Source organism: Streptomyces sp. 71268 (assembly GCF_029392895.1).
GTDB lineage: Bacteria > Actinomycetota > Actinomycetes > Streptomycetales > Streptomycetaceae > Streptomyces.
In genome coordinates this window covers 7,394,099-7,420,761 of the sequence record NZ_CP114200.1, presented here as the reverse complement: position 1 = coordinate 7,420,761, position 26,663 = coordinate 7,394,099, and the positions used below count along the sequence as shown (strand labels likewise).

Here is a 26,663-nt window from a genome sequence, read left to right as displayed (position 1 = left end):
CGTCAAATGTCACGCCCACATCAGGAGTGATGCGAGGGTGACGGCTGCTTCGTAGGACTGGGCGGTCTTGTCGTATCGGGTGGCGATGCCGCGCCACTGTTTCAAGCGGTTGAAGCACCGTTCCACTACGTTGCGCTGCTTGTAGGCCGTGCGGTCGAAGCTCGGCGGCCGGCCGCCACGGCTGCCGCGCTTGAGCCGGTTGCGGATCTGGTCGGCCCGCTCGGGAATGGTGTGCTGGATGCTCCGGCGGCGGAGCCAGGTGCGGATCGCCTTCGAGCTGTAGCCCTTATCGCCCAGGACATGGGCAGGGCGGACCCGAGGCCGGCCCGATCCGGTGCGGGGCACCCGGATCGCTTCCATCACCGCGGTGAACTGGGTGCAGTCGTTGGTGTTCCCGCCCGTGACGACGAAGCCGAGCGGGCGGCCGAGTCCGTCGCAGGCGAGGTGGATCTTGCTCGTCAGCCCGCCTCTGGACCGGCCGAGCGCCGGGGTGCGGAGCCCCCTTTTCGGGCCCCGGCCGCGTGCTGGTGTGCCCGGACGATGGTGGAGTCGACAGACACCAACCAGTCGATGTCGCCCGCCGCATCCGCTTTCGCCTGCGCGGCCCGCAGCATCCGCTCGAATGTTCCGTCCGCCGCCCACCTGCGAAAACGCGTGTGGAGAGTCGCCCACGGCCCATACCGGTCAGGCACATCCCGCCAGGCCGTCCCGGTCCGAAACTTCCACACGATCCCATTCAGCACCCTGCGGTCATCCAGCCGCTTCCGCCCCCGCAACGACTCGGGCAACAACGGCCGGACAAACTCCCACTCGGCATCGGACAGTTCATGGCGACGTATCACGACCCCATGATCCACCAGACAAGATCATTTGAAGACACTGCCTAGCGGGAGTTCCCCGCGGCCCCGGACGGCACGGCCTCCCGTGGGACGTAGGCCACCCACACCGGGCCACGGGCGAAGGCCAGGCACTCGCCGTCGGGCGTGGTGAACTCCGTGCCCCGGGTGGCGGCCGGCCGTTCCCAGCGGGCCTGGTGCGCCTTGCCGTCGCGCAGCACCAGGGCCGGCCCGGAGCCGGTGGTGTCGGTGAACGGCGAGGCGCTGCCGGAGCGGTCGTGGAAGCGCGAGTCGCGGATGGTGACGCCCTGCACGACGACGGTCGCCGGCCCGCGCCCCTTCGCGTCGGCCACCGGCACCGACGTACCGTCCATCGAGACCCGGTAGCGCTCGCGCTCGCCCGCCCAGGCGAAGGAGATCGCCGCCGCCGGGTAGCGGACGGTGTACGAGGGGGTGTCGCGGCCACCGGCGGGTGCGGCGCCGAAGCGGAAGCCGATGTCCGCCGCGTCGTCGGCGTCGGGCGCGGCGGACAGCGCGCGCTCGGGTCGCAGGTAGAGGTTGTGCGGGGCGGCGCGGCTGTCGCTGCGCGTGTAACCGTCGCTGACCCGCTCGGGCGGAACCGGGTGCAGGGGGGCGTCCTTGACCAGCGGCAGCAGCTTGGACTGCGCGCCCGAGTAGGCGAAGGCCGGCTCGCCGAACTGGCGCAGCAGTTCCAGGTCCGTCTCCCGGGCGCTGCGCACCGGCCCGACGGTGGGTGGCAGGTGGGAGGAGTACACGGCCATCAGGCGGGAGAGGCCGGCCTCCACGCGCTCGACGTAGACGATGTCGGCCGAGCCGAGGCCGCTCTGGGGCCGGGCCGGGCCGACGTTGTCGATCTTCACCGCGAGCACCGGGGCCTCACGCGCCCTGAGACCGGTGAAGGGGGACGTGCCGTCCTCGGGTGCCGAGCTGTCCTCACACCCGACGGCGACCAGCGTGAACACGGTGGTCAACGCGGCCCACCACGCTGCCGCCCGGCGCTTCCTGTTGTCCACCGCAGCCCTCTTCGTCCGGGGTCCCGCTCCAGGAGACCCCATCATCGGCGCCCACGCCAGTGGGCGTCACCCATCGTGGGGTGAGGGCGCCGCCGGCGCGTCGGGCCGGGGTCTGGTCCGGTGGTACGAGGGGATGACGCTGGCGATGGTCGCGCCGAGCGCCGCTCGCCCCGCGCCGCCGGGCCCGTGGCCCGCCGGTGGTGGGGAACTCAGCGGCAGGCCAGCCGCGCTGCGGGCCTCGCGCAGCGAGCCGTGCACCACGAAGGCGTGGTGCAGTCGGGTCAACCGCAGCATCTTGAGGGTGACCGGACGGGTGGTCAGGACGCGCAGGCGGCGCCCGCGCGCCATCAGCCGCTCGTGCAGTGAGCACAGCAGGCCGAGCCCGCTGCAGTCGATGAAGGTCACCGGCCGCAGGTCAACGATCACCTCGCCACCCGCCGCGGCGATCAGCCGGCGCAGCCGGGGCGCGAGTGCCTCGGCTGCCACGATGTCTATCTCTCCGTGAAGCTCGACGACGGTGATCGCGTCGTCGTACCAGCATCTCGCTTGGAACTCGGAATGCCACTGGCGCATGAGATGCCCTCATCGCTGTCGGTGCGTCCTCGGTTAGACGGTGAACCGTCGGTGCGTGCCGAGATTCTGGCTCCTCGACACGCGGCATACGTGCGGTGGGGGACGGTAGTCGCCAGGGGCAGGGCGACACCGGTCTTCACACTATTGCCGCTGTCACGTGCGACTACACCGACACTTACCGGCCAACTCCGAAACGGCGGCAGAACGGCGAGCTTTGGCCGGCGGAGCCGCGGTTGACCGTTCTCTGACAGCGCTTGCGCCGCCCGCCCCGAAGATCGCCCCGCGCCGACGAACCGGCGCCCAGCCGGGGCCGTCACCACCCTCGTGACCACGGCAGGCCCGGTGAGCGCGGCACGCCAGCGCCCGAGACACCCCTGTGGCGGGCCGCGACGCGGCCGCGCGACCGGGCCACCCGCGCGACGCGTTCGGCCGGCGCGGGACCAGCGGATAGAAAGCGCCGCCACCGGGGTGCGCGGGGGCGGATTGGCCGGTCATCTGGCTGGTTCCGGCCTGTTCTGCGCGGCGGGCGTCCGGCATGGCGAGACCCGGTGACGGCGCGCCGAACCGCCGTACGAGGACAGCGGCGAGGGGCGCCGAGCGGCGTACGAGCCGGGGGTCGGCGGCTCTCGGGCGGTGCGAGCGCGGGGTGACGGAGGTCGCGCGGGCGCGGGCGCCCGGGGTCGGCGGGGGGTGGGTCGCCCCTCGCGCGCCCGGCGTCACGGGACGTGCCCGAACCGGTGACGTACGGCCCACGGAAGCGGCGGGGGCGGTTCCACGCGCCTCTACACGCCCCAGAGGATGGCCGAAATTTTTCCCCCCTTGCGTGCCGCTTCTCCTTGCTGCCACCCGATTCCCCCGAAAGCCTCCTGGCTCGCCCGCGCGCGACCGCGAAAATCGCTGTGCCCGCCGCGAACCAGCACGTAGTTTCCGACACATGGACAGCACTGCCGGTACACCACCCCCGCGCCTGACCCGCCTCACCTTCCACGGCCCGCTCTCGGAGGAGCGGGCCGCGCGCATGATCGATCGGCTCGCCAGGAACGAACCCCGATCCATCCTCGACATCGGCTGCGGCTGGGGGGAGTTCCTGCTCCGCACGCTCGCGGCGACGCCCGGCGCCACGGGCGTGGGCGTGGACCTGAACGAGGAGGACATCGCCCGGGGCCGGGCGCTCGCCACCGCGCGTGGGTTGGACGAACGGGTCACCTTCCACGCCGAGTCCGGCGTCGCGACCACCCGTGGCCCCGCCGACCTCGTGCTCTGCTTCGGCGCCAGCCACGCCCTGACCGACGCCGCGCCGCCCGGGCACACGGCCGCCGCGCTCGAGGCGCTGCGCGGCCTGGTCAACCCCGGCGGCCGGGTGGTGCTCGGCGAGGGTTTCTGGGAGCGCACCCCCGCGCCCGCCGAACTCGCCGCCATGTGGCCGGACGCCAGCCCCGACGAGCACCCCAGCCTTGCGGAGTTGGTCGACCTGGCGGTGGCCGCCGGGTTCCGCCCGGAGTGGATCGAGTCGGCCGGCGCCGACGAGTGGGAGGAGTTCGAGTCCGGCTACCGGGCCGATGTGGAGGAGTGGTTGGCGAACCACCCCACGCACCCTGCGGCCGAGGAGACCCGCGCCCGCGTGGACCAGCAGCGCTCACGTTGGCTGCGGGGCTACCGAGGCGTGTTGGGCATCGCCTACCTCACGCTGGTCCCGGTGGCGTGAGCCCGGCCTCCCGCCGGCCGCGGCCTCGGCAGTGCGACGGCGCGACGGTATTGAGTGGCGCCGCGGCCGGTCGCTGAGGCGGTCGACGGGAGCCGTCCCACCCGCTCGCGGTGACGGGCCGCCCCAGCGGGGGCGGCCCGGGGCGTCGACGGCGGTTCAGGGCAGAGTGGGCGGGGCGCCCTCCCGGCGTACGGGGCGGGGGCCCGCGCATAATGGGCAGTGGAACTATCCGCTTCGGACGGTGCCGCCGGGCCCGCTCATGCCAGTCGATCGGGACGGAATCCGAGGAGAACCACGTGAAGATGTCCGAGCTGAGCCGCCGCAGTGGGGTGGCCATCCCCACGATCAAGTACTACCTGCGCGAGGGGCTGCTGCCGGCCGGGCACGCGACGGCCAGCAACCAGGCGGAGTACGACGCGGATCACCTGCGGCGGCTACGGCTGGTCCGCGCGCTGATCAGCTTCGGCGGCCTCTCGGTCACCGCCAGCCGCGAGGTGCTGCGCGCCATCAGCGAGCCGCTCGACCTCTACCACACGCTCGGCGTCACCCACTACGCGTTGGGCGCGCCGGTCGCCGACACCGGCGCGCGCGCCGGCACGGGCGGCCCGGGCACCCCGGACCAGGACGACGACTGCGCGGCCGAGGCGGCGGCGCTGGTCGACCGGATGGGCTGGTCGGTCGGCGAGGAGTCACCGGGCCGCACCGCGCTGGCCGCCGGGCTGCGCGCGCTGCGCAGGGTGGGCGCGGACGTCGGGACGGACGACCTGCTGCCGTACGCCGAACTCGCCGCGGCCACCGCCCGGGTGGACCTTGACCACCTGGCCGGCATCGAGGACCGCATCGACGTCGCCGAACGCGCGCTGGTCATGACCGTGCTGCTGGAGCCGGTCCTCGCCACCCTGCGCCGGATGGCCCAGGAGCACGAGGCGGCGCTGCGCTACCCGAGCGAGTCGAAGCAGGGTCCGCGACCCCCGGCCGCCCGGGCTGGGACCGACAACGCCGAGCCGGGCACGGGCACCGGTTCCCACCCCGCGTCCTGAGCGGCCGGCCGCGCCCCCCTGGTTCGCGGCACACAGCGCGGCCCCCGCTCCCGTCCGCCGCCCCTCCCCCGCGTACGCCCGGCGCACCGGGCGGCGCGTCGGCGGTGGCGCCGGGCGACGACACCAGCCGAAGACACCGACTCACCTGCGGCCGAAGAACTCCACCTCGGCGACGGCGACGCGGCGCTTGGCGCTCGCGCCGTAAGCCGCGTCGACGGCGAGCCGCACGCGTACGACGTCGGAACCGCGCACGTCGAAGGTCTGCTGGCCGGGCTGGTCCTTGAGGTTGACCGCCTTCGTGGAGCGCTCGCCGTCCGTGGTGAAGAGCGTGACGGTCAACTCGGCGGGGCGGGCCTGGGTCAGGAACTCGTCCTGGTTGGCCGACCGCCCCGAGATGACCAGCAACTTCCGCAGCCGCACCGGTTTCTCGAACGTCGCCTCCAGGTACTGGCCGGTCGCGGGGCCGGTGTCGGCGGGGGCCCAGTAGCGGTTGGTGAAGCCGTCGAAGGCGGCGCCCGCGCGGTGCCCGCCCGCCTCGCTGGAGGCCCGCGCCTCGGCGGGCCGCAGCGCCTCCGGCTTGCCGGTCTGGTCCTGCGTGAAGGTGAGCGCGTCCGAGAGCTGGGAGCGGGCGAAGTACGCGGCCGCCAGGAGGATCAGCAGCGTCAGCGGCAGCGCGAGCCGTGGCCTGGGCCACGTGCGGTGCCGGGGTCGGCTGCCGGCCTCCAACACCCGGTCCCGGTCGCGCCCGAACAGTCGCCGCCACCACGGGAGTCGGTTCTGCCCTGGGGCCCGGGCCGGGTCGCCGAGCTGCGCACCGCAGCGCTGGCAGAACCGCCGCTCGTGCGGGTTGTCCGCCCGGCAGCGCGGGCACGGGCGGCTGCCGGTACGGGTGACGGGCCCGGGCGCGGGCCCGGGGTCGTCCGGTGCCGGTGCCACCCGGTGGTCGGGCCCGGGGTCGTGCGCGTCCTCGCGCCGGTCGCCGGGGCGCCGCAGGGTCACCCCGTCCGGCCCGGGCTGGGGCGCCGGCCCCGGAGTCGTTCGGGCATCGGGCCGGGGAGTTGGCCGCGGGTCCGGCAGCGGGCCCGGCGGTGGAACGGCCGGTGACTGGCGCGGGCGCGGCGGCGCGGGCCGGTCGGGCGTGCGGGTCGGCGGTGGAGCGGGGGGCGGTGCTGGTTGCGGGGGCGGTCCCGGGGGCCCGGGCGCGCGGCCGACGCCGGGCGGGGCGGAGTCGGGGTCGGTGGTCGGGGGCGGGGTGGCGGTGGCGGCGTCGGGAGGGGGCGTGCTCGGGCGAGGTTCGGCGGGCGGCGGGCTGGGAGCACGGTTGGGGGCGGGATTCGGGGCGCGCCCGACGGGGGTTGGCTATCCGCGCCGCCCGCGTCCGGAGGCGGGTCGGCGGCGGCGCGGCCCGCCCGGTCGGCTTGGTCCGCCGCGCGTTCCCAGTCCAGGAAGGCCCGGCACGAGGCGCAGAACTGGGCGCCGGGCGCGTTGCGGTGTCCGCAGTCGGGGCAGGTCATGCCGGGCCCCCGGGTTCCTCGCCGGTCGCCTCGGCGGCCAGGACCTCCAGGCGGTACCCGACGTGCGCGGGGACCTCGGCGGCGACCAGCCGCTCCAGGCGGGCCCGGTCGAAGCGCTCCGGGTCGGCCACCCGCAGCCGGACCCGCACCCACGGCGGCGCCGAGCCCGGCAGCGCGCCACCGTGCTCGACCGCCCAGGTGGTGGCCCCACTCTCGGTGATCTCGGGCTCGATACCGGTCTCCACCCGGATCGCCGAGGCCAGCCCCGCGCGCGTGCCGCGCTCGCGGTGGCGTACGACCGCGCTGGCCACCACCGCCCGGCGCTGGTTGACCGGCCGCTCCTCGTCCGTGCGGGTGGCGACCCAACTCGCCATCCAGGCCACGAAGTCGTCCGGGGCGGTACGCGGATGCAGGTAGGCGGGCAGGTTGTCGAGGGTCAGCAGCACGGGGGCGAGCACCTCGTCCAGCGCGCCGAGGAACCGTACGAGGAAGTCCTGGTCCAGGTAGACGGCCGGGAGCTGGTCGGCCAGCGGGTGGGGGGTGGGAAGCCCGGGGATCACGGCACGCATCTCACACCTCCCGGACCCGCAACTGGTGCTCGAAGCTGAACACCAGCGCGTGCTGATCGAGGAGGATCTTGTTGGCGGGCTCGGCGCGGTCCCCGGTGACCGGGTCGGCCGGGAACAGCAGCACGTCCTCGACCAGTTCGACGCCGGGCAGCCGCTGCAACACGGCGTACACCTCGCCGGCGTGCACGGGCCGCCCGAAGGGCCAGCCGTCGCCGTCGGGGCCGCCCGAGAGCGGGTTGAAGTAGCCGTACAGGGCGGCGAGTCCGGCCTCGCGCAGCCGGTCGGCCGCCGCGCCGCGCTGCGCCTGCACCTTGGCGACGACGGTCACGCCCTGGTAGTAGGGCGGCTCGACGTGCAGTCGGGTGCCCAGCGGGCGGCGCTCGTCGAGGTGGGTACCGATCATCGAGAGCGTCTCGGACGAGGGGGTCAGGTCCTCGAACCTGATCCGGCCCTGTTCGTCGCCGCGCCCGGCCGGCACGACGAGCAGCCGCACCCCGCCCGCGTCCGCGGCCCGCCCCGCCCGGCCCTCGGCGGACTCCGTAGCGTCGTCGGCCAGTTCGCCCACCGGTACGCAGTGCACCCGGGCCACGTCGGGCGCGGCCTCGCGGGCCAGTTGCTCGTAGTCGTGCGGCACGACGGCCCGGTGCAGGGTGGCCAGCGTCAGCGGGCCGCGCACCCGCGCGTCGTCCACGCTCTCGCCGTCGACGCCGCCGAGCGCCGGACGCCGGTTGTCGACCCGCGCCACGTACGGCATCGAGCTGCGCAGGATGCGCAGCGCGTGCCGGGAGACGTTGCCGCGCCGCCCGCCGCCGGTGCGGTAGCGGCGCACCCGCACGGTGCTGCCCTTGGGTGGCACGGCGCCGAACAGCCTGAGCGATCCGTCGCGTTCGCGCACCGCCGGACCGAAGTCCACCTGTCCTGAGTTCGGGTCCAGGGTGATGTGTCGTTCGTACGCGGTGGAGTGGGCGAAGTTGTCGACGCGGGTCCACTCCACCCAGCCCGCGCCCTCCGCGACCTCGACCACGAACGGCTCCTCGCTCGGCACCACCGGCGGCCTGGCCACCTGGAAGCTCTGCCCCGGCACCCCCTCGCAGACACCGATGACCTCGTCGGTGACGGTCTCGGCGTGGCTGGCCTCCACGGTGCCGCCGATGGTGAACGCGGTGATCTCGCGCACCGTCGGCGAGGCCACGTAGGTGGGTTGGTCGGGCGCGGCCTTGAGCAGCCGGCACCGTATCCAGCCGGCGGTGTGCCGGGCCACCACCGACGTGGCGTGCTGGGCGGGCAGGTGGATGATGACCTCGCCCGCCTTGTTGAAGCCACCCGTGTCGTCCTTGTCCACCTCGCAGGCCACCCAGGCGGTGCCGTCCCACGCCTCCCACAGCAGTGGCGGGCGGCGCGGGTCCACGCCCACGCCCTCGACCCTGCAGTCCAGGCGCAGCACGACGACGCAGGCCGGCGCGGGGTTGGACAGGCCGACGTACAGGCAGTCCCCGGGGCGCGGGGTGGTGCCGAAGCAGTGGACGTCGCGGCCGAGCGCCAGTTCCTCGGTGCCGTCGGTGGCGTCCCCGTCCAGCGGCCAGGTCGCCAGGTGGGCCAGCGAGCACGGCACGACGGACAGGTCGGAGCTGGTGGTGAAGACCACCGCCTCCTCGGCCTCGGTGCGCACGGTGGCGACCTCGGTGCCGGCGGGGACCCGCACCGGCTCCGGCTGCGGGGCCGAGAGCCAGAAGGTGACGTCGGTGCGGGCCGCGGTGGGTGGGTAGAGGCGGACGCCGATCAGGTCGAGGAAGGCCAGGTAGTTCTTGTCGGGCACCCGGTTCAGCCGGTAGACGAGTTGGTCGACCATGCTGGCGAACGCCTCGATGAGGGTGACACCGGGGTCCGAGACGTTGTGGTCGGTCCACTCCGGGCAGCGCTGCTGCACCAGGCGCTTGGCCTCGTCCACCAGCCCCTGGAAGTGCCGGTCGTCCAGGTTGGGGCTGGGGAGCGTCATGTGCCCTCCTCGTGCCGGGGGATGACGTAGAACGGGAAGACCAGGTTGCGCGGGTCGTTGGCGCCCCGTATCGCGTAGCTGATGTCGATGTAGAGCACGCCCTCGTCCGCCTCGTCGAAGCGCACCGCCACGTCGGCCACGTCGATGCGTGGCTCCCAGCGCTCCAGGGCCAGTCGCACCTCGTAGGCGAGTTGTCCGGCGGTGCCCGCGTCGGCCGGGGCGAAGACGTAGTCGCCGAGCGCGCAGCCGAACTCGGGGCGCATCGGGCGCTCGCCCGGTGACGTGGACAGGATCAGCCGGATGGACTCCGCGATCTCCTGCCCGCCACGGACCAGGGCGATGCTGCCGGTGGCGTCGGTACGGGGCGGGAAGGCCCAGCCGGCGCCGATGAACTGCTGGACCATGGTCAGCCTCCGATCAGGACGGTGGGGCACCCGGCGACGATCGGCGAGCCGCAGCCGGCCGCGTCGCCCACCCGGGCGGCCGGTCGGCCCCCGATGAAGACGCTGGCGCTGCCGGGCGGGCGCAGCGGGGACGCCGGGTGCGCGGCGGGTGACGCGCACTGGTGCGGGGTGCCGACAGTGGCCGCCGGGCGCCCGCCGATCAGCACCGTCGGTACGCCAGGTCCGCCCACCACCCCGGGGTGGCCGGTCGGATCGCCCACGCGGGCGGCTGCTGGCATGCGCGCTCTCCCCCTGTCTTCGCCGTGGTTCGGTCAATTGATGCGTACCAGCGGGGAGTTGATGGCCACGGTCGAGCCGCCCTTCACCTCGGTCCGGTTGGTGCCGTGCACCGCGACCTGGTTGCCCCGCACCTCGACGGAGCCGCCGGTGGCGAGCTTGACCTCGCCGTTGCCGCCGTTGACCTCGACCCCGCCGCGGGCGGTGAGCCGCACCGCGTCGCCGGCCAGTTCCAGCGTTCCCTTGCCCGCGTCCAGCGAGACGCCGCTGCCCGCCTTGATGGACACCTGCTGGGTGGCCTCGATCTCCACGGTCCCGTCGCTGTGCAGCACGATGGTGGTGCCCTTCCGGTCGAGGTTGATGCTGAGCTTCCCGTCGCCGGTGACCAGGCGCAGGCCCTGCGGGCCGTTCGCCGTGTCGAGGAGTTCCAGCTTGTTGCCGCCCTTGGAGCCGAACGCCCGCTTGGTGACCGCCCCGCTGGTCGGGTCCACGGCCCCGCCGCCACCCGCGCCACCGGCGCCGCCGCCACCGGCGGCCCCCTGGCCGCCGCCACCGCCGGGCTTGTCCTGCCCGTTGTAGAGCGCGGCCAGCACGTACGGACGGTCCATCCGGGCCTGTTCGAAGCCGACCAGCACCTCGTCGCCCACCTCGGGGATGAACGCCTCTCCCCCGCCGATGCCGCTGGCCTGCGCGGTGCGCGCCCAGTCGCTCGCGTACTCGTCCGACAGCCACGGGAAGCGCACCTTGACCCGGCCGAGTCCCTCCGGGTCCTTGGTGTCGGTCACCGTGGCGTTGACGAGCCCGGCCCGGTGCGCGCCACTGGTCTGGCCGCCGCCGCCCGTGCCGCCGGTCAGCCCGTACAGCGAGCGCTCCTGCTGTCCGGAGACCGTCAGCCAGGTCTCGTAGCCGCGTACGGCGTCGAAGACGTGCCGGGACGAGGTGACGGTGTACCGGCCCTCGAAGGGCTTGCCGACGCCGGTCAGGGTGACCGCGCCGCCGGCCCGCACCGCCGGGTTGCCCCTGATCACGGCCTCCAGCTCGGCGAACGAGCCGGCGATCCGCTGGGCCAGCGCCTTCGCCGCCTGGTCCACCTCGGCCTGGCTGGCGTAGGCGGCGTCGGTGGCGACGTAGGTGGCCTCGCCGAATGGCTTGGCCGCGTCCGCCGCCGTGAGCCCGAGTTCCAGGGTGGCCGCCGTGCCGGCCTCCGCCCGGCCCACCAGTGGCTGCTTGGCCCGCACGTCCCAGCCGCGCACCTCCACGGCCGACACCTGTTCGGCCGCCGAGACCGCGGCCCGGCAGCGCAGCAGGTTGTCACCCATCTCCAGGACCAGCGGGTTGCTGTCGGCGCGGGCCGCTGTGTCGGGGGCGCCGCCGGCCTCGGTCGGCTTGGTGACGTGCAGTTGTCCGTCCATCACCCACGCCTGCGCCCCCGCCCCCTCGGCCAGGGTGCGGATGAACTCCCAGTCGGTGACGTTGGGTTGGGCCACGTGTTCCAGTACGGGCCCCGCCACGTCCACCGTGCCGGGGCGCAGGCCGGCGCGCTGGGCGACGCGGGAGACGACGTCGGCGAGCGTCATGTTCTGGTAGCTGGCCACCCGGCGGCCCCGCAGCAGCCGGTGCGACTCGTCCAGGCCGCGCACCACCGTGAACGTTCCGGTGTCGTCGATGTCCACCTCAAGCGCGGTGACGTGCCCGCTCAGCAGCGGCCCCGAGGCCCCCTCACCGGCCTGGGCCAGCAGCCGCACCGGCGCCCCGATCTCGATGCCCGCCTGCTCCAGGAAGACCCGGCTCGGGTCGCGGAAGCGCAGCAGGAACAGGTCGGGCAGGGTACGGCTGTCGTCCACGTACGCCTCGACCAGCGTGTTGGCCCACGCCGCGGGCAGCGGCCGGCCCGCCACCTCCACCACCAGCGTCTTCGCGACGCTCTGGCTCACCATCGGCGCCCCTGTGCCGACGGGGCACTGGGCAGCGGGCTCGGCGCGGCCACCGGGGCCGGCCCGCGCTCCAGCTCCCGGGCGCGGGCGGAGGGCGCGAGTCGACCCTGTTGGCCACGGGCGGCCAGATCCTGGGCCGTCGACCCGCGGCCGGGCAGCGCCGGGGCCGCGGCGCTGGCCGCGCGCAGCCGGGTCAGCTCGTCCGGCGCGGGCAGCAGCAGCTCCCGGCCGTTGGCCAGCCGCATCGGGTCGTCGATGCCGTTCGCCTCGGCGATCACCCGCCAGGCCGTCGGGTCTCCGTACTCGCGCCAGGCCAGGTCCGGCAGGGTGTCGCCGGTGCGCACCTGGTGCACGCGGCGCGCGTGCAGCGCGCCGGACGTCGGGTTCTGGCCCGGCGTCTCGCCGCTGATCTCCTCCATCGTCACCTGGCACACGGCCCGGATCGGCACCCCGGAGGTGGTGAACAGGGTGTACTTCACCTGGACCTGGCTGAGGTAGCCGGGGAAGCCGGTGAGGCCGCCCCAGTGGAAGACCACCCACGGCGGCGACGAGCGCTGTTGCTGCCGGGTCTCGCTGGTCGGCACGCAGCAGGCGAGCAGCTTCTCCACCGAGGTCACCACGCTGGTGTCCTGGGTGTCGCTGGCGTCGAAGAACATCTCCACGGTCAGCTTGCTGGGCTTGGGCCCCTGGTACTCGGGCGGACCCGCGCTCTTCGCGCCCTTGGCCGGGCTGCGCTTCCAGGCCGCCGCCTTGGTGAGGGTCAGCTCCTTCGGGTTGAACTGGAAGTCGATGCGCCCGGCCGGCCCACCCGGGGTCAGGCTGCCACCCGGCGGCGGGGTGCGCATCTCCAGGTACGCGTGTTCCAGCTTGGGCCGCGCCCCGCCGCCCCCGGGCCCACCCCCGGTGCCCGCCGCGCTGAACGCCACGGAGCCGCTCATGTCGTACCCCTCCGCCCCCTCCGCCCGCGCCCGCCGACCCAGTGCGGCCCGCCGACCGCCCCGGACACCACTCAGCCCTCCATGACGTAGCCGTGGTGGGCGATCTCGATGGTCTCGATGGCCACCTTGGGCGACTCGGGGTTGAACGAGGGCCCCGTCCAGCGCACCGGCACCACCTCAAGCAGGCCCCACTGGGCCACCTTCGTCCCGTCGCCGGTACGGGCCTCGATGTGGGCCGTCTTGCGCTTGAACCCGCCCGTCATGCTCGCGAACCACCTGGCCACCTTCTCCGTCTCCCGGGTCAGTGGCCGCGACAGCTTGACGTTGGAGTACTTGAGCCGGGTGGGGAGCTGCCACAGGTGGCCGTTGTTGCCACCCTCCTCGCGCTGTTCGAGCACCACCTCGCACCCCAGGCCCTCACACGTGTTGAAGGAGCCCAGCTCGATGCCGTCGATGGTGACGACGAAGCACACGGTCACCGCCGGGTCATCGGTCACGCTCACGCCGTACCTCCCTTCCCTGCCTGCTCATCGCCGCCCGCTCGCCGGGTGCCTGTCGTCGGTCCGTGCTCATCGGTGCGTGGTTATCGGTGCCTGGTCGTCAGTGCCTGGCTATCGGATGCCTGGCCCCTGGGGTCCGCTCATCGGTGTCTCGTCTCGATCAGGAAGCCGGCGCGTTCGCGCTCAAGCCGCAGCTCGGCCTTGAGCAGCCGGCTCAGCGGCGCGAACAGGGCCCGCACCAGCTCGTCGGTGACCGCCGGCGCGCCCCGCCCCCGTCCGTCGGAGGCCGCCTGTCCGCCACCCGGCCCGGCCTCCCCGTCCCCGCCCGGCGGCTCGTCCCCACCGGGCGGCTCGGCGTCCGGTACGGGCTCGGGGCCGGGCTCCGGCTCGGGCTCCGGTACGGGGTCGGGCGGCGGGTCCGGGGGCGGCGGCTCGGCGGTCTCGACGTCCCGTTGTACGGGCGGCGGCCCGACGGTGCGCTGCGCGGCGGCCGGCTGGTGGAAGACCACCGAACCGTCGGCCATGCGTTGCGCCACGCCGGCCGCGACGGCCACCGCACCGGCGTCGGGCAGCGGGCCCGAAGGGCTCGACTGCCTTACGCCACCTCGCTGTTGGGCCGCGGACCGGGGCGGCTCCGTGGCGCGTTGCAGGGCCGGGGACGGCGCGGACGGGCCGGTACGGGCCGGGCCTCGCTCGCCGCCGGGTGCGCTCGGCCCGCCGGATCGTGGCCCGGCCCACCGCTGTACCTCGACGGCCGGCCCGCGCGCGCCACCGGAGCCCGGCGCGAGGGTCTCGCCTCCCGTGCCCGACGCGGCCGGCCCGTTCGTCGTGGCTGACGCGGCCAGCTCCGTCTCGGGAGCGTCCCACCGCACCGGAACGGCGGCGTCCGACGGCTCGGACAGCGGGCCGCGTACGGCATCCCGTACCGGACCGGAGAACAGCGGCACCGCGCGCTGGGCCACCAGCGGCGCCACGACCACCGGCGCCGGCGCCGGACCGGTGGGCGCGGGCAGCGGGCTGCCGTCGGCCACCGCCGGGCGCACCGGGACCGCCGTCCGCTGCACCACCTCGGCGCCTCGTCCGGGCCCTACGCTCCCTTCCGTAGGGCCCGTGGCGGCCTCTCCGTATGTCGGGCTCTGGTTCACCGGCCGGGCCTGCCCCAGCGGCATGTCAGCCGAGGTGGCGACCGCCGGCTCGGCCGGTTGGTCGGACACGGCCACGCGGGAGACCAGCGGGTCGGCGCCGAGCAGCGGACGGGTCGGCGGCTCGGGGGCGGGGGACGAAGGGGGCGCGGGCTCGTCGGCGTGCGCGGACCCGTCGGGGGCGGGCGGCGGGTCGGCGGGCGGCGGGGCCGACGTGTCCGCAGGCAGCTCCGGGGTGGCGGCGTCGGCGGTGGGTCCGGCGCCGGTCGGGTTGGGTGCCGGGGGTTGGCCACTGGTGCTCGCCGCGGGGGTGCGCTGGGCCGTGGGCGGCAGCCCGGACAGCGGCGCGCCCAGCCCCGTGCCGCGCGTGCCCCGGGGCGGGGTGCCGGCGCCCGACGGCCCGGGCGTCGCCGAGCGCTGCACGGCGAACGGCGGCACGCCGCCGGAGGCGGGAGGCGGATCGCTGGACTCCGTGGCGGGCCGTGGCGTGGCCGGCGGCAGGCTCGGCACCTCCCGCAGCAGCGCGGTCTCCAGCGGGCGCGCGGAGGTCAGCGGCTGGGTCGGTTGGGTTGGCTGGGTCACCGCGCGCTGGACCGCCGCCCCCGGCTCGGCCGGGCTCACCGGGGCGGCGTGACCCGTCGAGTCAGCGTGGCTCGTCAGGTCGGCGTGGCTCGTCGGGTCAGCGTTGCTCGTCGGGTCGGGCGCGAAGTGGCGTACGGAGGCGGTTTCGTGGCTCGCGCCGGAGGGGGCCGAGGCGGTGTCCGGGGCGGCCGGGATGTCGGCCTCCGTGGGCCCGGTCGCGGTGGCGAGGTCGTGGCCGAGCCCGGCGGGCGCGTCGGGGCTGACGAGGTGGCCCAGCGGCGTGCTCAGCGAGGCGTCCTGCCAGGTACCGAGCGAGGCGTGGAACGGTTCGGGGTCGGCCACCAGGGGCGCGGCGCCCACGGTCCGTTGCAGCGGCGGCAGGTCGCGCCACGCCTGACCGCCGGACCCGCGCCCGGCGGCGCCGGGGCCCGGGGCGGCGGCGGAGGCCGGGGCGGTCGCGGACTCGGGTGACGCGCTGCCGGCCGAGGCGGCGCGGCCAGCGCCGGTCAGTCGAGACAGCCGGGACAGCAATCCCATCAGACGGTCGTCCCTCCCCCTCGCACGACGCGGTTCACTGCCCGTTCAGCCGGGCGATCTGGTGGACGTAGCGGAGCCGGTCGGCGTGCTCCAGGTCGAGGATCTGGTCGAGCGACCAGTGGAAGTGGTAGGCGAGGTACGCGACTTCCTCGTGTATCCGGTCGGTCGCGTACGTCACGATTCCCCCAGGCGACCACCGCCGGCGAGGTCCACGGCGAAGGTGTCCCGGCACGACGGGCAGGTCACCGAGGCGCGGGTGTGCCCCTCGGAGTTGATCCTGCGGTAGAAGTCCTGGAGGAACGCCAGGTCGGAGGCGAACAGGTCCTCCACGACGCCCGGGTGGATGTCCTCGATCGTGCCCAGCCTGACCAGCACCCGGGAGATCAACACCACCGACAGGTACGCGCTGTTGTCGCGGACCCGGTCGTCCCGCAGCGGAACCAGCTCGTCCCGCGCGGTCGCCAGCCGCATCACCCCCGACCTGTGCACGGTGCCCGACTCGTCGACGTACCCGCGCGGCAGCTCGAAGGCGAACTCGGTCCGCAGCTTCTCGGGCTGCCCGCCGCTCCCCTCCTCGCGACCGGCCGCCGGCGCGGAAGCGTCCGCGGGTGGGGCGGGGATCGCGATGGTGCGCCTGCGCATCACTCGACTTCAATGCTCTCGAAGGTGATGGCCAGCTTCTCGGTGAGTACGGAGGTGTCGCCCGCCTTGAGCGCGCTGATCTCCAGCGTCTTGGGCCACGCGTTGATCAGCTTGTACCGCTTGATCGGGATGCCCTCGTAGTCGTAGACGATGATGGAGCCGTTGCGGCGGGCGTTGTTCATGCGGCCGAAGCGCGAGTCGGTGATCCAGCGCTCGAAGCTGTTGTCCTCGGTCAGGCCGCGGGTCACGGTGACCTCGCCGGCCTTGGGGCGGCCCGGCAGCTTCTTTATCGCGTACTTGCCGTCGGCGGTGTTCTGCTTCAGCTCGATGACGTCCTGTTCCATCTTCAGGCCGGTGACCTCGGTGATCTGCCGGATCAGCACGCTGTCGAATTCCAGGCCGAAGGAATGCCCGACGGAGCTGTCGAGATCGGGCAGCGGCATAGCAGCCTCCTTGAGTCAGTCGGTCGCGGGCGTGGGCCGGTTGGTCACTCGTCGACCGCGCCGGAACCGCCGGAGAGTTGGGCGAGTCGGAACACCACGAACTCCGCCGGCTTGACCGGCGCCACCCCGACCTCGCAGATGACCTGGCCGGCGTCGATGCTCTCCGGTGGGTTGGTCTCCCGGTCGCACTTGACGTAGAACGCCTCCTCCGGCGTGAGCCCGAAGAGCGCGCCCTTGCGCCACTCGTTGACCAGGAAGGCCGAGATCGTCCGCCGCACACGGGCCCACAGCGCGTCGTCGTTCGGCTCGAAGACCACCCACTGGGTGCCCGCGAGGATCGACTCCTCCAGGTAGTTGAAGAGTCGGCGTACGTTGAGGTAGCGCCAGGCCGGATCGCTGGCCAGGGTCCGCGCGCCCCACACCCGGATGCCGCGCCCGGGGAAGGCCCGGATGCAGTTGAGTCCGATCGGGTTGAGCAGGTCGTGCTCGCCCTTGGTGATCTGCGTCTGGAGCGCCACCGCGCCGCGCACCACCTCGTTGGCGGGCGCCTTGTGCACGCCGCGCGAGACGTCGTTACGGGCCCAGATGCCGGCGACGTGTCCGCTGGGCGGCACGAAGGCGTTGCGTCCGACAGCCGGGTCGAACACCTTGAGCCACGGGTAGTACAGCGTGGCGTACTTCGAGTCGAAGCCCGTCGTCTCCGTGCGCCAGGTCCTGACCTGCTGCGGGCTGAGGCCGGGCGGCGGGTCGAGGATGGCGATCCGGTCGCCCATCCCCTCGCAGTGCGCGATCAGCCCCTGCTGGACCGCGATCACCGTCTCCAGGTCGAGCACGCGCCGCTGGTAGGCGCTCATCAGGTCGGGCGCGGCGACCATGGTGACGTCCTCGACGGCCTCCAGGCCGCCGAACCCGGTCCGCTGGTCCGGGTCGCCCACGTACGTCTCGGCCGACACCGCCTGCGGCGCCACGCCCGCGGCCCCGCCCGGCGGCACGGCCAGCCGGACCGACTGCGGCTCGGGCCGCGGCGGCGCCGCGCCCTTGCCGGGCTCCTCCAGGGCGATCAGCTGGGAGCGCGCCTTGACCTGCGTCGCGACGTTCTCCTTGCTGCGCTTAGTGGTCACCGCGGGGTACGTCTCGGCGACCTGCCCGTCATGCCGGACGATCAGCTTGAACACGTCCTGCGGCGGGTCCTCGGCCTCCGGGTCCGCGACCTCGACGGTGATCTCGCCGGTCACGCCGGGCAGCGCCCGCACGACGTACGGGCCGAGCTGGGCGTCCGGCGCGATGTCGATCTCCTCGGGGGTCGCTCCCGCCCCGTCCGGTTCCTGCTCAGCGCGCGGTCCGCCGATGCGAATGACGTAGCAGACGCCTCCGCCGTTGGCGAAGTACCCGTAGACCGAGGTGGCCAGGTACGTCCCCTCGACGAAGTCGCCGAAGACGGTGACGAACTGGGTCCAGTTCGTCACGAGCGTCGGCTCGTTGAAGGGGCCTTTCTGTGCGAACCCCACGAAGGCGGCAACCGAGGTCCCCACTCCCTCGATGGGCCGTGACCCGGACTCCACCTCTTCGACGTAGACGCCCGGGGACAGGTACGACGACGGCATACCACTCTCCTTGACCGGGGGGAAACGACAGCGATTCTCGTCATGTAAAGGATCAACGGAAAAGGACTTCGGGCTACCCGGCGTGCCTTCCGGGTTGCCCCAACGGGCAGCGGGCAGATCGCTGAGCGGTCATCTCGGGGTGCACCGGATCGTTCCCCGCCGTCTTGTGCTGTGGACCGCCGCCCGGGCGCATCCTGACGCCCATGTCCACTGCGCACGCGGGGAGTTGGGACGGTCCGGGGCGAACGACGCGCGTGCCCCGCGGGCGGTAACCGGGTGCTGCCGTGAAGAGCACACCCGACACGCCGTCCCCCAGCCGGCAGCGCCCGCACACGGGCGCGCCCACCGCGGGGCAGCATACGGGCGCGGACACGGAGCTGACGCCCGCGGCCGGCGAGTCGCCCAGGGTGTCACGCGCCGTCCGTACGCCCCCCGCCCCGGTCTCCGGCGGCCCCGGCCTGGACCGGCGCGGCCTGCAACGGCTGCAACGCGCGGCGGGGAACGCGGCGGTCTCGCGCCTTGTCGCGCAGCGGTACGCGGCGCCGGTGAAGCCGTCCCCGGCGCAGGCGCCGGGCTTCCGGCGCGTGAAGGCGGACGTCGGGACCAAGAAGCAGACGATCAAGCAGCACCAACCCGCGACGACGGAGTCGAGGTCAGCCCAGGACGCGGCGGTGGCACCGCCGGACGACAAGGAAGCCCAGGGCAAGGCGGCGCAGGCCGAGAAGATGAACGCGGCCAAGCCGGGCGAGTTCAACAAGCAGGCGTTCATCGACGCGGTGAACAAGGCGATCGCCGACCAGGCGCCGAAGAACCTCAACGAGGCCGACAAGTTCGCCGACTCCGGCAAGGCCGACCAGGTCAAGGAACAGGTGGACGGCAAGGTCACCGACGGCAAGAAGACCTCCGCCAAGGACATCGAGACCACCACCAAGGCCGCCCCCGACACCTCGAAGGTCGTACCTAAGAAGGTCACCCCGATGACGGCGGACAAGCCGCCGGGGAACCCGGGCGCGCCCAGCGCGGACGACGCGGTCCCGGACAAGCAGCCGCCGGCGGTGACGGACTTCTCCGACGGGCCGAAGCAGAACGACAAGGCGATGGCCGACGCCGAGGTCACCGAGGAGCAGTTGGCCAAGGGCAACGAGCCGCAGTTCGACGAGGCGCTGAGCGAGAAGAAGAAGGCCGAGGAGCACTCGAAGAAGGCCGGGCCGCAGGGCCGGCAGGCCGAGGACGCGGAGCTGGCGGACGCGAAGGCGGGCGCCGCGGCGGCCGGCGCGAGCGCGATGGCCTCACTGACCGCGACGCGCAGCGAGGCGGGCCAGAAGGTCGACGGCGGCAAGGGCGAGACGAAGTCGAAGGACGAGAAGAAGCGCGAAGAGGTCACCGCCAAGCTACAGAAGGTCTTCGACGCGACGAAGAAGGACGTCGAGTCCACGCTTGAAGGCTTGGACAAGAAGGTGGACGACCAGTTCACCAAGGGCGAGAAGGCGGCGAAGGACGCCTTCACCGAAGACCACAAGCGCCGCATGAAGAAGTACAAGGACAAGCGCTACTCGGGCTTCCGCGGCAAGCTCCGCTGGGTCAAGGACAAGTTCAAGGGCCTCCCGGAGGAGGGCCTGAACATCTTCAAGGAGTCGCGCAAGCTCTACGTCTCCAAGATGCAGGGCGTCATCTCCTCCATCGCTGACACGATCGGCACCGAACTCGGCAAGGCCAAGGCCCGCATCAAACAGGGCCGTTCGGAGCTCAAGGCCGAGGTCGACAAACTACCGGAGGACCTGAAGAAGTACGGCCAGGAGGCGGCGAAGGACTTCGAGGGAAAGTTCGAGGACCTGGAAACCAAGGTCAACGACAAGTCCGACGAACTGGTCCAGACCCTGGCACAGAAGTACACGGAGGCCCTGAACAAGGTCGACGACGAGATCAAGAAGCTCCAGGACGCCAACAAGGGCCTGATCGCCAAGGCCAAGGACGCGATCGTCGGGGCGATCAAGACCATCATGGAGCTGAAGAACCTCCTGATGGGCATCCTCGCCAAGGCCGCCTCCGCCATCGGCAAGATCATCAAGGACCCGATCGGCTTCCTGGGCAACCTGGTCAAGGCCGTCGGCGCCGGCCTCAACCTCTTCACCTCCAACATCCTCGACCACCTGAAGAAGGGCCTGGTCGCCTGGCTCCTTGGCACCGCCACCAAGGAGGGCATCGAGATCCCGGCCCAGTTCGACATGAAGGGCATCATCCAGCTCGTCGGCTCCATGCTCGGCCTCACCTGGGACAACCTCCGCGCCCGCATCGTCGGCAAGGGCGTGCCGGAGCAGGCGATGGAGAAGGTCGAACAGTCGGTGCCGGTCGCGGGCGCGCTGTCGCGCGAGGGCCCGGCCGGGGCTATGGATGAGATCCAGGCCGATACGGGTGACTTGAAGACCAAGATTTTGGATGACCTAAAGGCTTATCTGGTGCCGACGGTCATTATCGCTGGCATTTCGTGGATCATATCGCTGCTGACTCCGGCTTCGGCTTTTGTGCGGGCGGTCAAGGGCATCGTCGACATTATTACGTTCATCGTTAATCAGGGTGCGCAGATCGTTGAGTTCGTCAATGCGGTCCTTGATGCGGTGATCGCTATCGCGGGTGGGGGCAGTGCCGGGGTTCCGAAGATGGTCGAGGCCGCGTTGGCGGCGAGCATTCCGCTGCTTATTGGGTTCCTGGCCGCGTTGGTGGGGGTTGGCGGGCTGGCCAACAAGGTGAAGAGCGTGCTGCGGGCGGCGGGGAGGCCGGTGAAGCGGGCGCTTGACAAGTTGGTGGGGGTGATCGCGCGGAAGGGGAGGGCGATTTGGGGGCGACTTAGAAGAAAGCGGCATCAGAATGAACACAACAATAAGGCAAAAGAGAGGCACAGAAGAGATGCCCGCGAGGATGATAGCCCTCAAAAGAAAAGGGACAGCCTAGAGCGCATTGCCGCCATCTTAACTCCAAAGATCATTAAGTACGTAGGATCCGGAAAACATCGCACAGCCTTAGAACGGAGGCTCTCCGCATGGCGTAAAGAATACCGGCTCACCAGCCTCACGATGGCGCGAGATGGCTCAATAGAAGCCAAGATCAACCCATCAGTCACAATCAACAAAATCAGCATAAAAGATCGGCAGCTAGCCCAAATGATTCTCCCCGCCCTCGTAGAAGCCGAACGCGAATATTTTGCACATCTACTCCTGGATGAAGGCCGTGGTCCGACGCTGACTAAGGCAATTCACGGCTGGTCCAACGGCCGCCCCAATTCTCTAACCGAATTATCATCCTTCGAAAAAGGCATGGTAATGGCGTATTTTCGCCCCGGAGTCAAAGTTCTTGCAATCGAAAAGGGAGTCTCGATATTCACACCCGACAGCCAGCGGAGAAGCGCTTCTGTTGGTGTAATCGGGAGGGTTAACAACGTTGGAGCTTACGCCGCCAAGAAGAAGATGAACAAGAAAGGAAAAGTTATTGACGTCCTCAGCGCCGCTCAAGATTTGCGATTGAAATCAAAAAAGGCATACGGCAACCCTCTCGACGATCAAGAAATTGCCGCGAACTTGAGTTCATCGGAATTCAAAGAAACAGAACTGCGCGGTCGAGGAAACCCGCGCACTAAAACCGCAGCGAAGGCTCTTGAAGTTTTCATTCGTGCGATGAGAAGGAATCACAGGCTTATCCAATCGGTAGAAACAGGTCGAATGCACGGCGTGCCAAGTGCGACGGCGATTCGCAACGCCCTAGTGCAATCTAGGGTTGTGACGGGACTGGATCCGATCCTCGAAATGGATGGACAAATGAATATAATGGCACCTCTTGCGCAAGACCCAGATCAACAGAAGAAGCGCGAAGAGCGCCTCGGCATCGTCCTTATCGAGATGATAAAGACGTCTCCGCGCGCAGAAAATTCCCATATAATGAGCGAAAACTTCCTCATGTCAGGCAATATACTCGTGGCGGACGGGTACAGCGTTAATCCATTGGCCGAGCAAGTTGAACGCTACGCAGAGGCCAAATTGTCGGGAGCCGACCCAGAGCAGATCGAAAACGAGTTTAGGATGCTCAAGGTCGGGGTACGCGAATTACTCGAGCGCACGAATAGTTGAAAATTAAGACAATGTATTCGAAAGGCTGACCATTCGACCGCTACTACCAAAAGGGTATTCATGCGCCTGAATATGGTCTTCCGAGATGAGATCGACCCACAAGAACTGGCCAATTTTGCTGAGCAGAAACAGTGGATTTTCCACGGAAGCTACCCCGCAACGGAGTCAGAACCTGCGGAGCTCACCTGGGCATCACCGACAGGTGTCGGCATACACCTGATTGAGGACGAGGTACTTGACCTGATTTACTTGTCAATCGAGAGTGATTCGATAAAGGGCACACGTGAGGGCGATCTCAGGGAGGTTGCACGGTCAATCTCAGAGAGGTTCGAAACGATCGAACCTCAAGAGCTGTTAGACCTCTACCACTCCGAGCCAGACTGGAACGGTAAAGTGCTCGCCCTGATGCTGGTGGCGGCAGTAGCGGGTGAATACTCCACAGGCATCTCTGAAGCAGTGAAGAGCGGGTTCAGTTCTCAAAGCTCCGACGTGAGGAAGGCTGCAGCTATCGCCTCGATGTACACTCCTTGGAGCGACCTCAGGGAAATAGTTGAGGCTGTTTCTCGGAGTGACCCCGATGACCAAGTTCGCAACCTGGCTGCGACATCACTCGCAAATTTCCCATAATATCGCAGAGAAGTGCGGAATCAGTCGCTCCCTGCGGGTCAGTGGTCTTCGGTTGTGCATATCGCCCCGTGCGGAACTCTGACTAGCTCAGTATTCAACACGAGATATAATCTCCAGAATTCGCCCTCACCTCATGCGCCTCAACTACCGCGACCGAGCGAAGCTCCGAGAAGCCGGCGTAAGCGTTACTGGCTACGCCCTCCGCCCATGCTTGCGGTTTATTCTGGCACGGTGTCCCTACCAGCACCACACGCCACTCGCCTACTTTCGTGAGCTTTTTGCTAGGGTGAAGTATGCCCACTCATTCCTACGTCTCCAGTGAGCGGCTCACGACGCCCGTCTCCGTACACGAAGACATTGTCGACGCGGTGCACGCCCGCGTCGACAAGCGCTCGGTGCCCGCATACGGTGAGACCACTATGCAGTCCCAGACCGAACGCGAGGGTCTAGCCGAGATGATCTCGGCTAACGAGAAGACCCACGGGCCGCTGACCGCCGAGGAGATTCGAGCAGCCGAGGCCAAAATGTTCGGCGACGCGGATATCGCGAGCTTGAGCCGCACCCCGCCCGGCCCGCCCGTCACCATCACCAAGGTCTAACCCAGCACTCTCAAGCCACCCCTCACACCAACAACCCCACATACTCCCCGAACTCCGAAGCCAGCGTCAGCCGGCCCAGCTTCTGGTATTCGCGCTGTACCGCGTGGATCAGGTCCTCCATACGCACCGGCCCGCCGGACTCCGCCGCCAGGTAGGCCGCAGTCACCGCGACCGAGCGGATGTTGCCGCCCGCCAGTTCGAAGGACTCCGCGCAGAAGTCGAGGTCCAGGCCGTCCGCTCGCGGCAGCAGCGGCCCAAGGCACCGCTCCCACAGCACACGCCGCTGCTCCGCGTCCGGCATGGGGAAGTCGACCACCAGGTCCAGGCGGCGCGTGAACGCGTCGTCCAGGTTGGCCCGGAGGTTGGTGGAGAGGATGGCCAGGCCGTCGAAGGACTCCATGCGTTGGAGGAGGTAGGCGCTTTCGACGTTGGCGTAGCGGTCGTGGGCGTCCTTGACCTCCGAGCGTTTGCCGAAGATCGCGTCGGCCTCGTCGAAGAGGAGGACGCCGTTGATGCCGGTGGCCTCGGAGAAGATCTTCTCCAGGTTCTTCTCGGTCTCGCCGACGTACTTGTCGATGACCGTGGCCAGGTCGACCGTGTAGAGGTCGAGGCCCAGGTCTGCCGCGATGACCTCGGCCGACATCGTCTTGCCCGTACCCGAGTCACCCGCGAACAGGGCCGCCACGCCGCGGCCACGGCCGCCGCCGGGGCGCATGCCCCATTCGCCCAGGACGCGGTCGCGGTGGCGGGCGCGGGCGGCGAGTTCGCGGAGTTGGGCCAGGGGGTCGGCGGGGAGGACCAGGTCGTCCCAGGTGACGGCGGGTTCGATGCGGCGGGCCAGGCGGTCGAGGCCGGCGGCGTTCTGGGCGCGGGCGCCGGCGCGTACGTCCTCGGCCTGGACCTCGCCGCCGTTGAGGGTGGCCACCTGCGCCGCGCTGCGGGCCGCCTGGGCCACCTGGGCCGGGGTGAGGAGGAAGGGGGACAGGACGCGGGTGAGGTCCAGGTCGGCGGCCAGCGGTGCCGAGTGGGCCTGTTGCCACAGGGCCGCGCGGGCCTCGGGGCCGACGCGGGGGGGCGGGCAGCAGGAGGGGTGGGCGGGCGGACCAGGTGGCGTCCCAGGGGGCGCGGCCGACCAGGATCACGGGCAGGTCCGCCTCCGCGACGAGGCGGATCACCTCCGGCTTCTCCCTGGTCAGCGGGTCGATGGGGGCGCCGACCAGGCCGGCGCCGGTGAGGCGGGCCTCGCGGACGAGGGTGCGTACGGCGTCCGTCGGGTGTGGGTCGGCGGCCAGCCGTTCCAGGTCCACGCCGATGACCGACCGGCCCGCGTGGGAGAGCGCCGCCGCGGCGAGGGCCGTGCCGGCGCCGCCCTGTTCCTCGCGTACGTAGGTCAGCCCGACGCCGCTGGCGATGGCCCGCGCCAACGGTGCCGGGTCGCCCGTGCCGGGCGTGTGCCGCCCGCTCGTGCCCGGGTCGCCGTGCCACGGCGCGAGGACGTCGGCCACCCGGGGATCGGGGGTGGCGTGGCCCAGCAGGTGCGCCGTCACCCGGTCGGGAACGCGCAACGCGCGAGCCAGGAAAGGGCGTTCGGGCTCATCGACCAGCAGTAGCCCGCCGGCGCGTAGCGGTGCGGCGGGGTGCAGGCGGCCCCGTGCCTGCGCGTCGGCCGCCGACACGCCGCACAGGCCGAGCGCGATGCCGGCCGAGGGGCGTTGGCGGGTCACGTCGTCGTTCAGGTACGCGTAGAACTGCTCGAAGCGGTCGTCCAGGTCGGGTACGAGCGCGATGAGGAGGATCTCCACGTCGAGTGGGGTGAGGCCGAACTCGCGGGTGAGGGCGCGGAGGCGGGTGGGGCCCGTGGTGACCTCCACCCTCTTCTGGAGCCGCCCCAACTCCCCGGGCTCCCCCGGCCCGGCCCCGAGCGCTTCCGCCTGGTCCGCCCATGCCTCCGCCGCCGCCAGTTGGTCCGCGTCCGTCGCGTCGGGGCCGGCGGTCGTGCGGCCCTCGTCCAGGAGGCGACGTACGGTCTGGTCGTCCAGGTAGAGGCCACGGAACGCGTCGTCCGGGTTCGGGTCGGTGGCCTGGCGGGCGTCCACGGCGCGGCGTACGCGCTCCTCGACGAGGGCGGCCCTGGCCAGCAGGTGGCGCAGGCTCAGGTCGTGGTGGGCCAGGTGCGTGGCGTCCTCGCTCATCCGCGCCGTTCTTCCGAGATCCGGCGGCCGATCCCGGCCTGGCGGCGGCGCCCGGCGCCGGGGCTGGTGCCCACGCCGGGCTCACCCGTGCCAGGTTCCCGAGCGGCCGGGTCTGGGCGGCCCGGCTGGCGGCCGTAGATCGGCAACTCGGCGCCGCCCGGCGTGCGTTCGCGCGCCGGGGTGCCGGCCGCCGGGTCCTGTGGGTCGTGATCCGTGAAGCCGAGCCGCAGCCCCTCGTCCGTGACGGGTGGGCCCACCGGGTAGACCGGGGACTCCGTGACCGGGACGCTGACGACCAGGTCGAGCGAGGGTTTCAGCTCGCCGCCGAGGGCGCTCCACACGTCGGCGAACGAGCGGTCCTCGGGCGGTGGCAGGGCGACCGTCATGGGGACGGCGACACCGATGTCGGCGAGCGCGCCGGTCAGCCGTTCGCTCGGCAGGGACTCGTGGCGTAGCAGGCAGGCCAGGAGTGAGGAGAGCAACCGGTGTTCGTCCTCGGGGCGCTTGGTCCAGGCGGTGATCAGGTACGAGAGCTTGAAGAAGCGTGGCGGGCGGCGGCGGGCCACGACCACGCCGCGCGCGTCGTACTCGTTGTGCAACCCGCGCTCCCGCAGCCGCATGTCCTCCCGGATGTCGTACAGGTACAGGTTGATCGTCGGGGCGTTGACCTTGGCCGCCCACTCGCGGGTGGGCGCGTCGAAGACGACGGCGATCTGGGCCCCCTCCAGAACGTCCGTACGGAACAGCGTCCGCAGCACCTCGTCGACCTCGTGGATCACCGACCCGTCTCCCTCCGTCGTCGTCCGTCCCGTTCCGTTCCCGTACGTCGACCGACGGATCGGCCGCGCTCACCGGCTG

At 71.4% G+C, this 26,663-nt stretch carries 21 protein-coding genes and 2 pseudogenes; 5 read left to right on the top strand and 18 right to left on the bottom strand.

Going from position 1 to position 26,663, the window contains the following annotated elements; all coding sequences use genetic code 11:
* Positions 1-9: 9 nt before the first annotated feature.
* The 3 genes and pseudogenes from OYE22_RS29730 to OYE22_RS29720 form a co-directional block, all read right to left on the bottom strand.
* Positions 10-842 (bottom strand): annotated as a pseudogene (locus OYE22_RS29730) (IS5 family transposase).
* A 41-nt stretch (positions 843-883) separates the two neighbouring features.
* Complete coding sequence (locus OYE22_RS29725) at positions 884-1,810, bottom strand: DUF3048 domain-containing protein (protein WP_277324386.1); 927 nt, start codon at positions 1,808-1,810, stop codon at positions 884-886.
* A 126-nt stretch (positions 1,811-1,936) separates the two neighbouring features.
* The gene (locus OYE22_RS29720) at positions 1,937-2,443 is read right to left on the bottom strand and encodes an STAS domain-containing protein (protein WP_277323278.1); all 507 of its coding nucleotides are present in this window, start codon (positions 2,441-2,443) and stop codon (positions 1,937-1,939) included.
* A gap of 934 nt (positions 2,444-3,377) precedes the next feature.
* On the opposite strand from OYE22_RS29720, the gene OYE22_RS29715 reads away from it, so the two are divergent.
* Positions 3,378-4,148 carry a class I SAM-dependent methyltransferase gene (locus OYE22_RS29715; RefSeq protein WP_277323277.1) on the top strand — a complete coding sequence of 257 codons (771 nt, stop codon included), beginning with the start codon at positions 3,378-3,380 and terminating at the stop codon, positions 4,146-4,148.
* A 302-nt stretch (positions 4,149-4,450) separates the two neighbouring features.
* Complete coding sequence (locus tag OYE22_RS29710; RefSeq protein ID WP_348652281.1) at positions 4,451-5,188, top strand: MerR family transcriptional regulator; 738 nt, start codon at positions 4,451-4,453, stop codon at positions 5,186-5,188.
* Positions 5,189-5,329: 141 nt separating this feature from the next.
* Here the strand turns inward: OYE22_RS29710 and OYE22_RS29705 are convergent, their stop codons facing one another.
* The 13 genes from OYE22_RS29705 to OYE22_RS29645 all read right to left on the bottom strand — a co-directional run bounded on the left by OYE22_RS29705 (position 5,330) and on the right by OYE22_RS29645 (position 18,269).
* Entirely contained in the window at positions 5,330-6,187 is an 858-nt protein-coding gene (locus OYE22_RS29705) for a hypothetical protein (protein ID WP_277323275.1), read from the bottom strand.
* 511 nt (positions 6,188-6,698) lie between these two features.
* Positions 6,699-7,271 (bottom strand): phage tail protein, encoded by a 573-nt coding sequence (locus OYE22_RS29700; protein ID WP_277323274.1) that lies wholly within the window; start codon positions 7,269-7,271, stop codon positions 6,699-6,701.
* A gap of 1 nt (position 7,272) precedes the next feature.
* Positions 7,273-9,267, bottom strand: coding sequence for a putative baseplate assembly protein (locus OYE22_RS29695; RefSeq protein ID WP_277323273.1), 1,995 nt, complete (start codon positions 9,265-9,267; stop codon positions 7,273-7,275).
* Complete coding sequence (locus tag OYE22_RS29690; RefSeq protein ID WP_176160548.1) at positions 9,264-9,671, bottom strand: GPW/gp25 family protein; 408 nt, start codon at positions 9,669-9,671, stop codon at positions 9,264-9,266. The genes OYE22_RS29695 and OYE22_RS29690 overlap by 4 nt, the downstream gene beginning before the upstream one ends.
* Positions 9,672-9,673: 2 nt before the next feature.
* A complete protein-coding gene (locus tag OYE22_RS29685) occupies positions 9,674-9,949 on the bottom strand; it encodes a PAAR domain-containing protein (RefSeq protein ID WP_176160549.1) in 276 nt (91 codons plus the stop codon).
* A 33-nt stretch (positions 9,950-9,982) separates the two neighbouring features.
* On the bottom strand, positions 9,983-11,884 hold the full coding sequence (locus OYE22_RS29680) for a VgrG-related protein (protein WP_277323272.1): 1,902 nt from the start codon (positions 11,882-11,884) through the stop codon (positions 9,983-9,985).
* Positions 11,878-12,819 (bottom strand): LysM peptidoglycan-binding domain-containing protein, encoded by a 942-nt coding sequence (locus OYE22_RS29675; RefSeq protein WP_277323271.1) that lies wholly within the window; start codon positions 12,817-12,819, stop codon positions 11,878-11,880. Before OYE22_RS29675 ends, OYE22_RS29680 begins: the two co-directional genes overlap by 7 nt.
* 71 nt (positions 12,820-12,890) lie before the next feature.
* Positions 12,891-13,322, bottom strand: coding sequence for a phage tail protein (locus OYE22_RS29670; RefSeq protein ID WP_277323270.1), 432 nt, complete (start codon positions 13,320-13,322; stop codon positions 12,891-12,893).
* A gap of 137 nt (positions 13,323-13,459) precedes the next feature.
* Complete coding sequence (locus OYE22_RS29665; protein ID WP_277323269.1) at positions 13,460-15,580, bottom strand: hypothetical protein; 2,121 nt, start codon at positions 15,578-15,580, stop codon at positions 13,460-13,462.
* Positions 15,581-15,614: 34 nt separating this feature from the next.
* Positions 15,615-15,758, bottom strand: a complete 144-nt coding sequence (locus OYE22_RS29660; protein WP_176160554.1) for a DUF6760 family protein — start codon at positions 15,756-15,758, stop codon at positions 15,615-15,617.
* The gene (locus OYE22_RS29655) at positions 15,755-16,222 is read right to left on the bottom strand and encodes a hypothetical protein (RefSeq protein ID WP_277323268.1); all 468 of its coding nucleotides are present in this window, start codon (positions 16,220-16,222) and stop codon (positions 15,755-15,757) included. Before OYE22_RS29655 ends, OYE22_RS29660 begins: the two co-directional genes overlap by 4 nt.
* Entirely contained in the window at positions 16,222-16,665 is a 444-nt protein-coding gene (locus OYE22_RS29650) for a phage tail protein (RefSeq protein WP_176160556.1), read from the bottom strand. The genes OYE22_RS29655 and OYE22_RS29650 overlap by 1 nt, the downstream gene beginning before the upstream one ends.
* A gap of 44 nt (positions 16,666-16,709) precedes the next feature.
* Positions 16,710-18,269 carry a phage tail sheath subtilisin-like domain-containing protein gene (locus OYE22_RS29645; protein WP_277323267.1) on the bottom strand — a complete coding sequence of 520 codons (1,560 nt, stop codon included), beginning with the start codon at positions 18,267-18,269 and terminating at the stop codon, positions 16,710-16,712.
* A 284-nt stretch (positions 18,270-18,553) separates the two neighbouring features.
* On the opposite strand from OYE22_RS29645, the gene OYE22_RS29640 reads away from it, so the two are divergent.
* From OYE22_RS29640 to OYE22_RS29630, 3 genes are all read left to right on the top strand, one after another.
* Positions 18,554-22,387, top strand: a complete 3,834-nt coding sequence (locus OYE22_RS29640) for a hypothetical protein (RefSeq protein ID WP_277323266.1) — start codon at positions 18,554-18,556, stop codon at positions 22,385-22,387.
* A 60-nt stretch (positions 22,388-22,447) separates the two neighbouring features.
* Entirely contained in the window at positions 22,448-23,014 is a 567-nt protein-coding gene (locus OYE22_RS29635) for a HEAT repeat domain-containing protein (RefSeq protein ID WP_277323265.1), read from the top strand.
* Positions 23,015-23,307: 293 nt separating this feature from the next.
* On the top strand, positions 23,308-23,613 hold the full coding sequence (locus tag OYE22_RS29630; protein WP_277323264.1) for a hypothetical protein: 306 nt from the start codon (positions 23,308-23,310) through the stop codon (positions 23,611-23,613).
* A gap of 22 nt (positions 23,614-23,635) precedes the next feature.
* Here OYE22_RS29630 and OYE22_RS29625 read toward each other — a convergent pair.
* Both OYE22_RS29625 and OYE22_RS29620 read right to left on the bottom strand, forming a co-directional pair.
* Positions 23,636-25,805: pseudogene (locus tag OYE22_RS29625) on the bottom strand (ATP-binding protein).
* A complete protein-coding gene (locus OYE22_RS29620; protein ID WP_277323263.1) occupies positions 25,802-26,584 on the bottom strand; it encodes a DUF4255 domain-containing protein in 783 nt (260 codons plus the stop codon). The pseudogene OYE22_RS29625 and the gene OYE22_RS29620 overlap by 4 nt, the downstream one beginning before the upstream one ends.
* Positions 26,585-26,663: the final 79 nt, after the last annotated feature.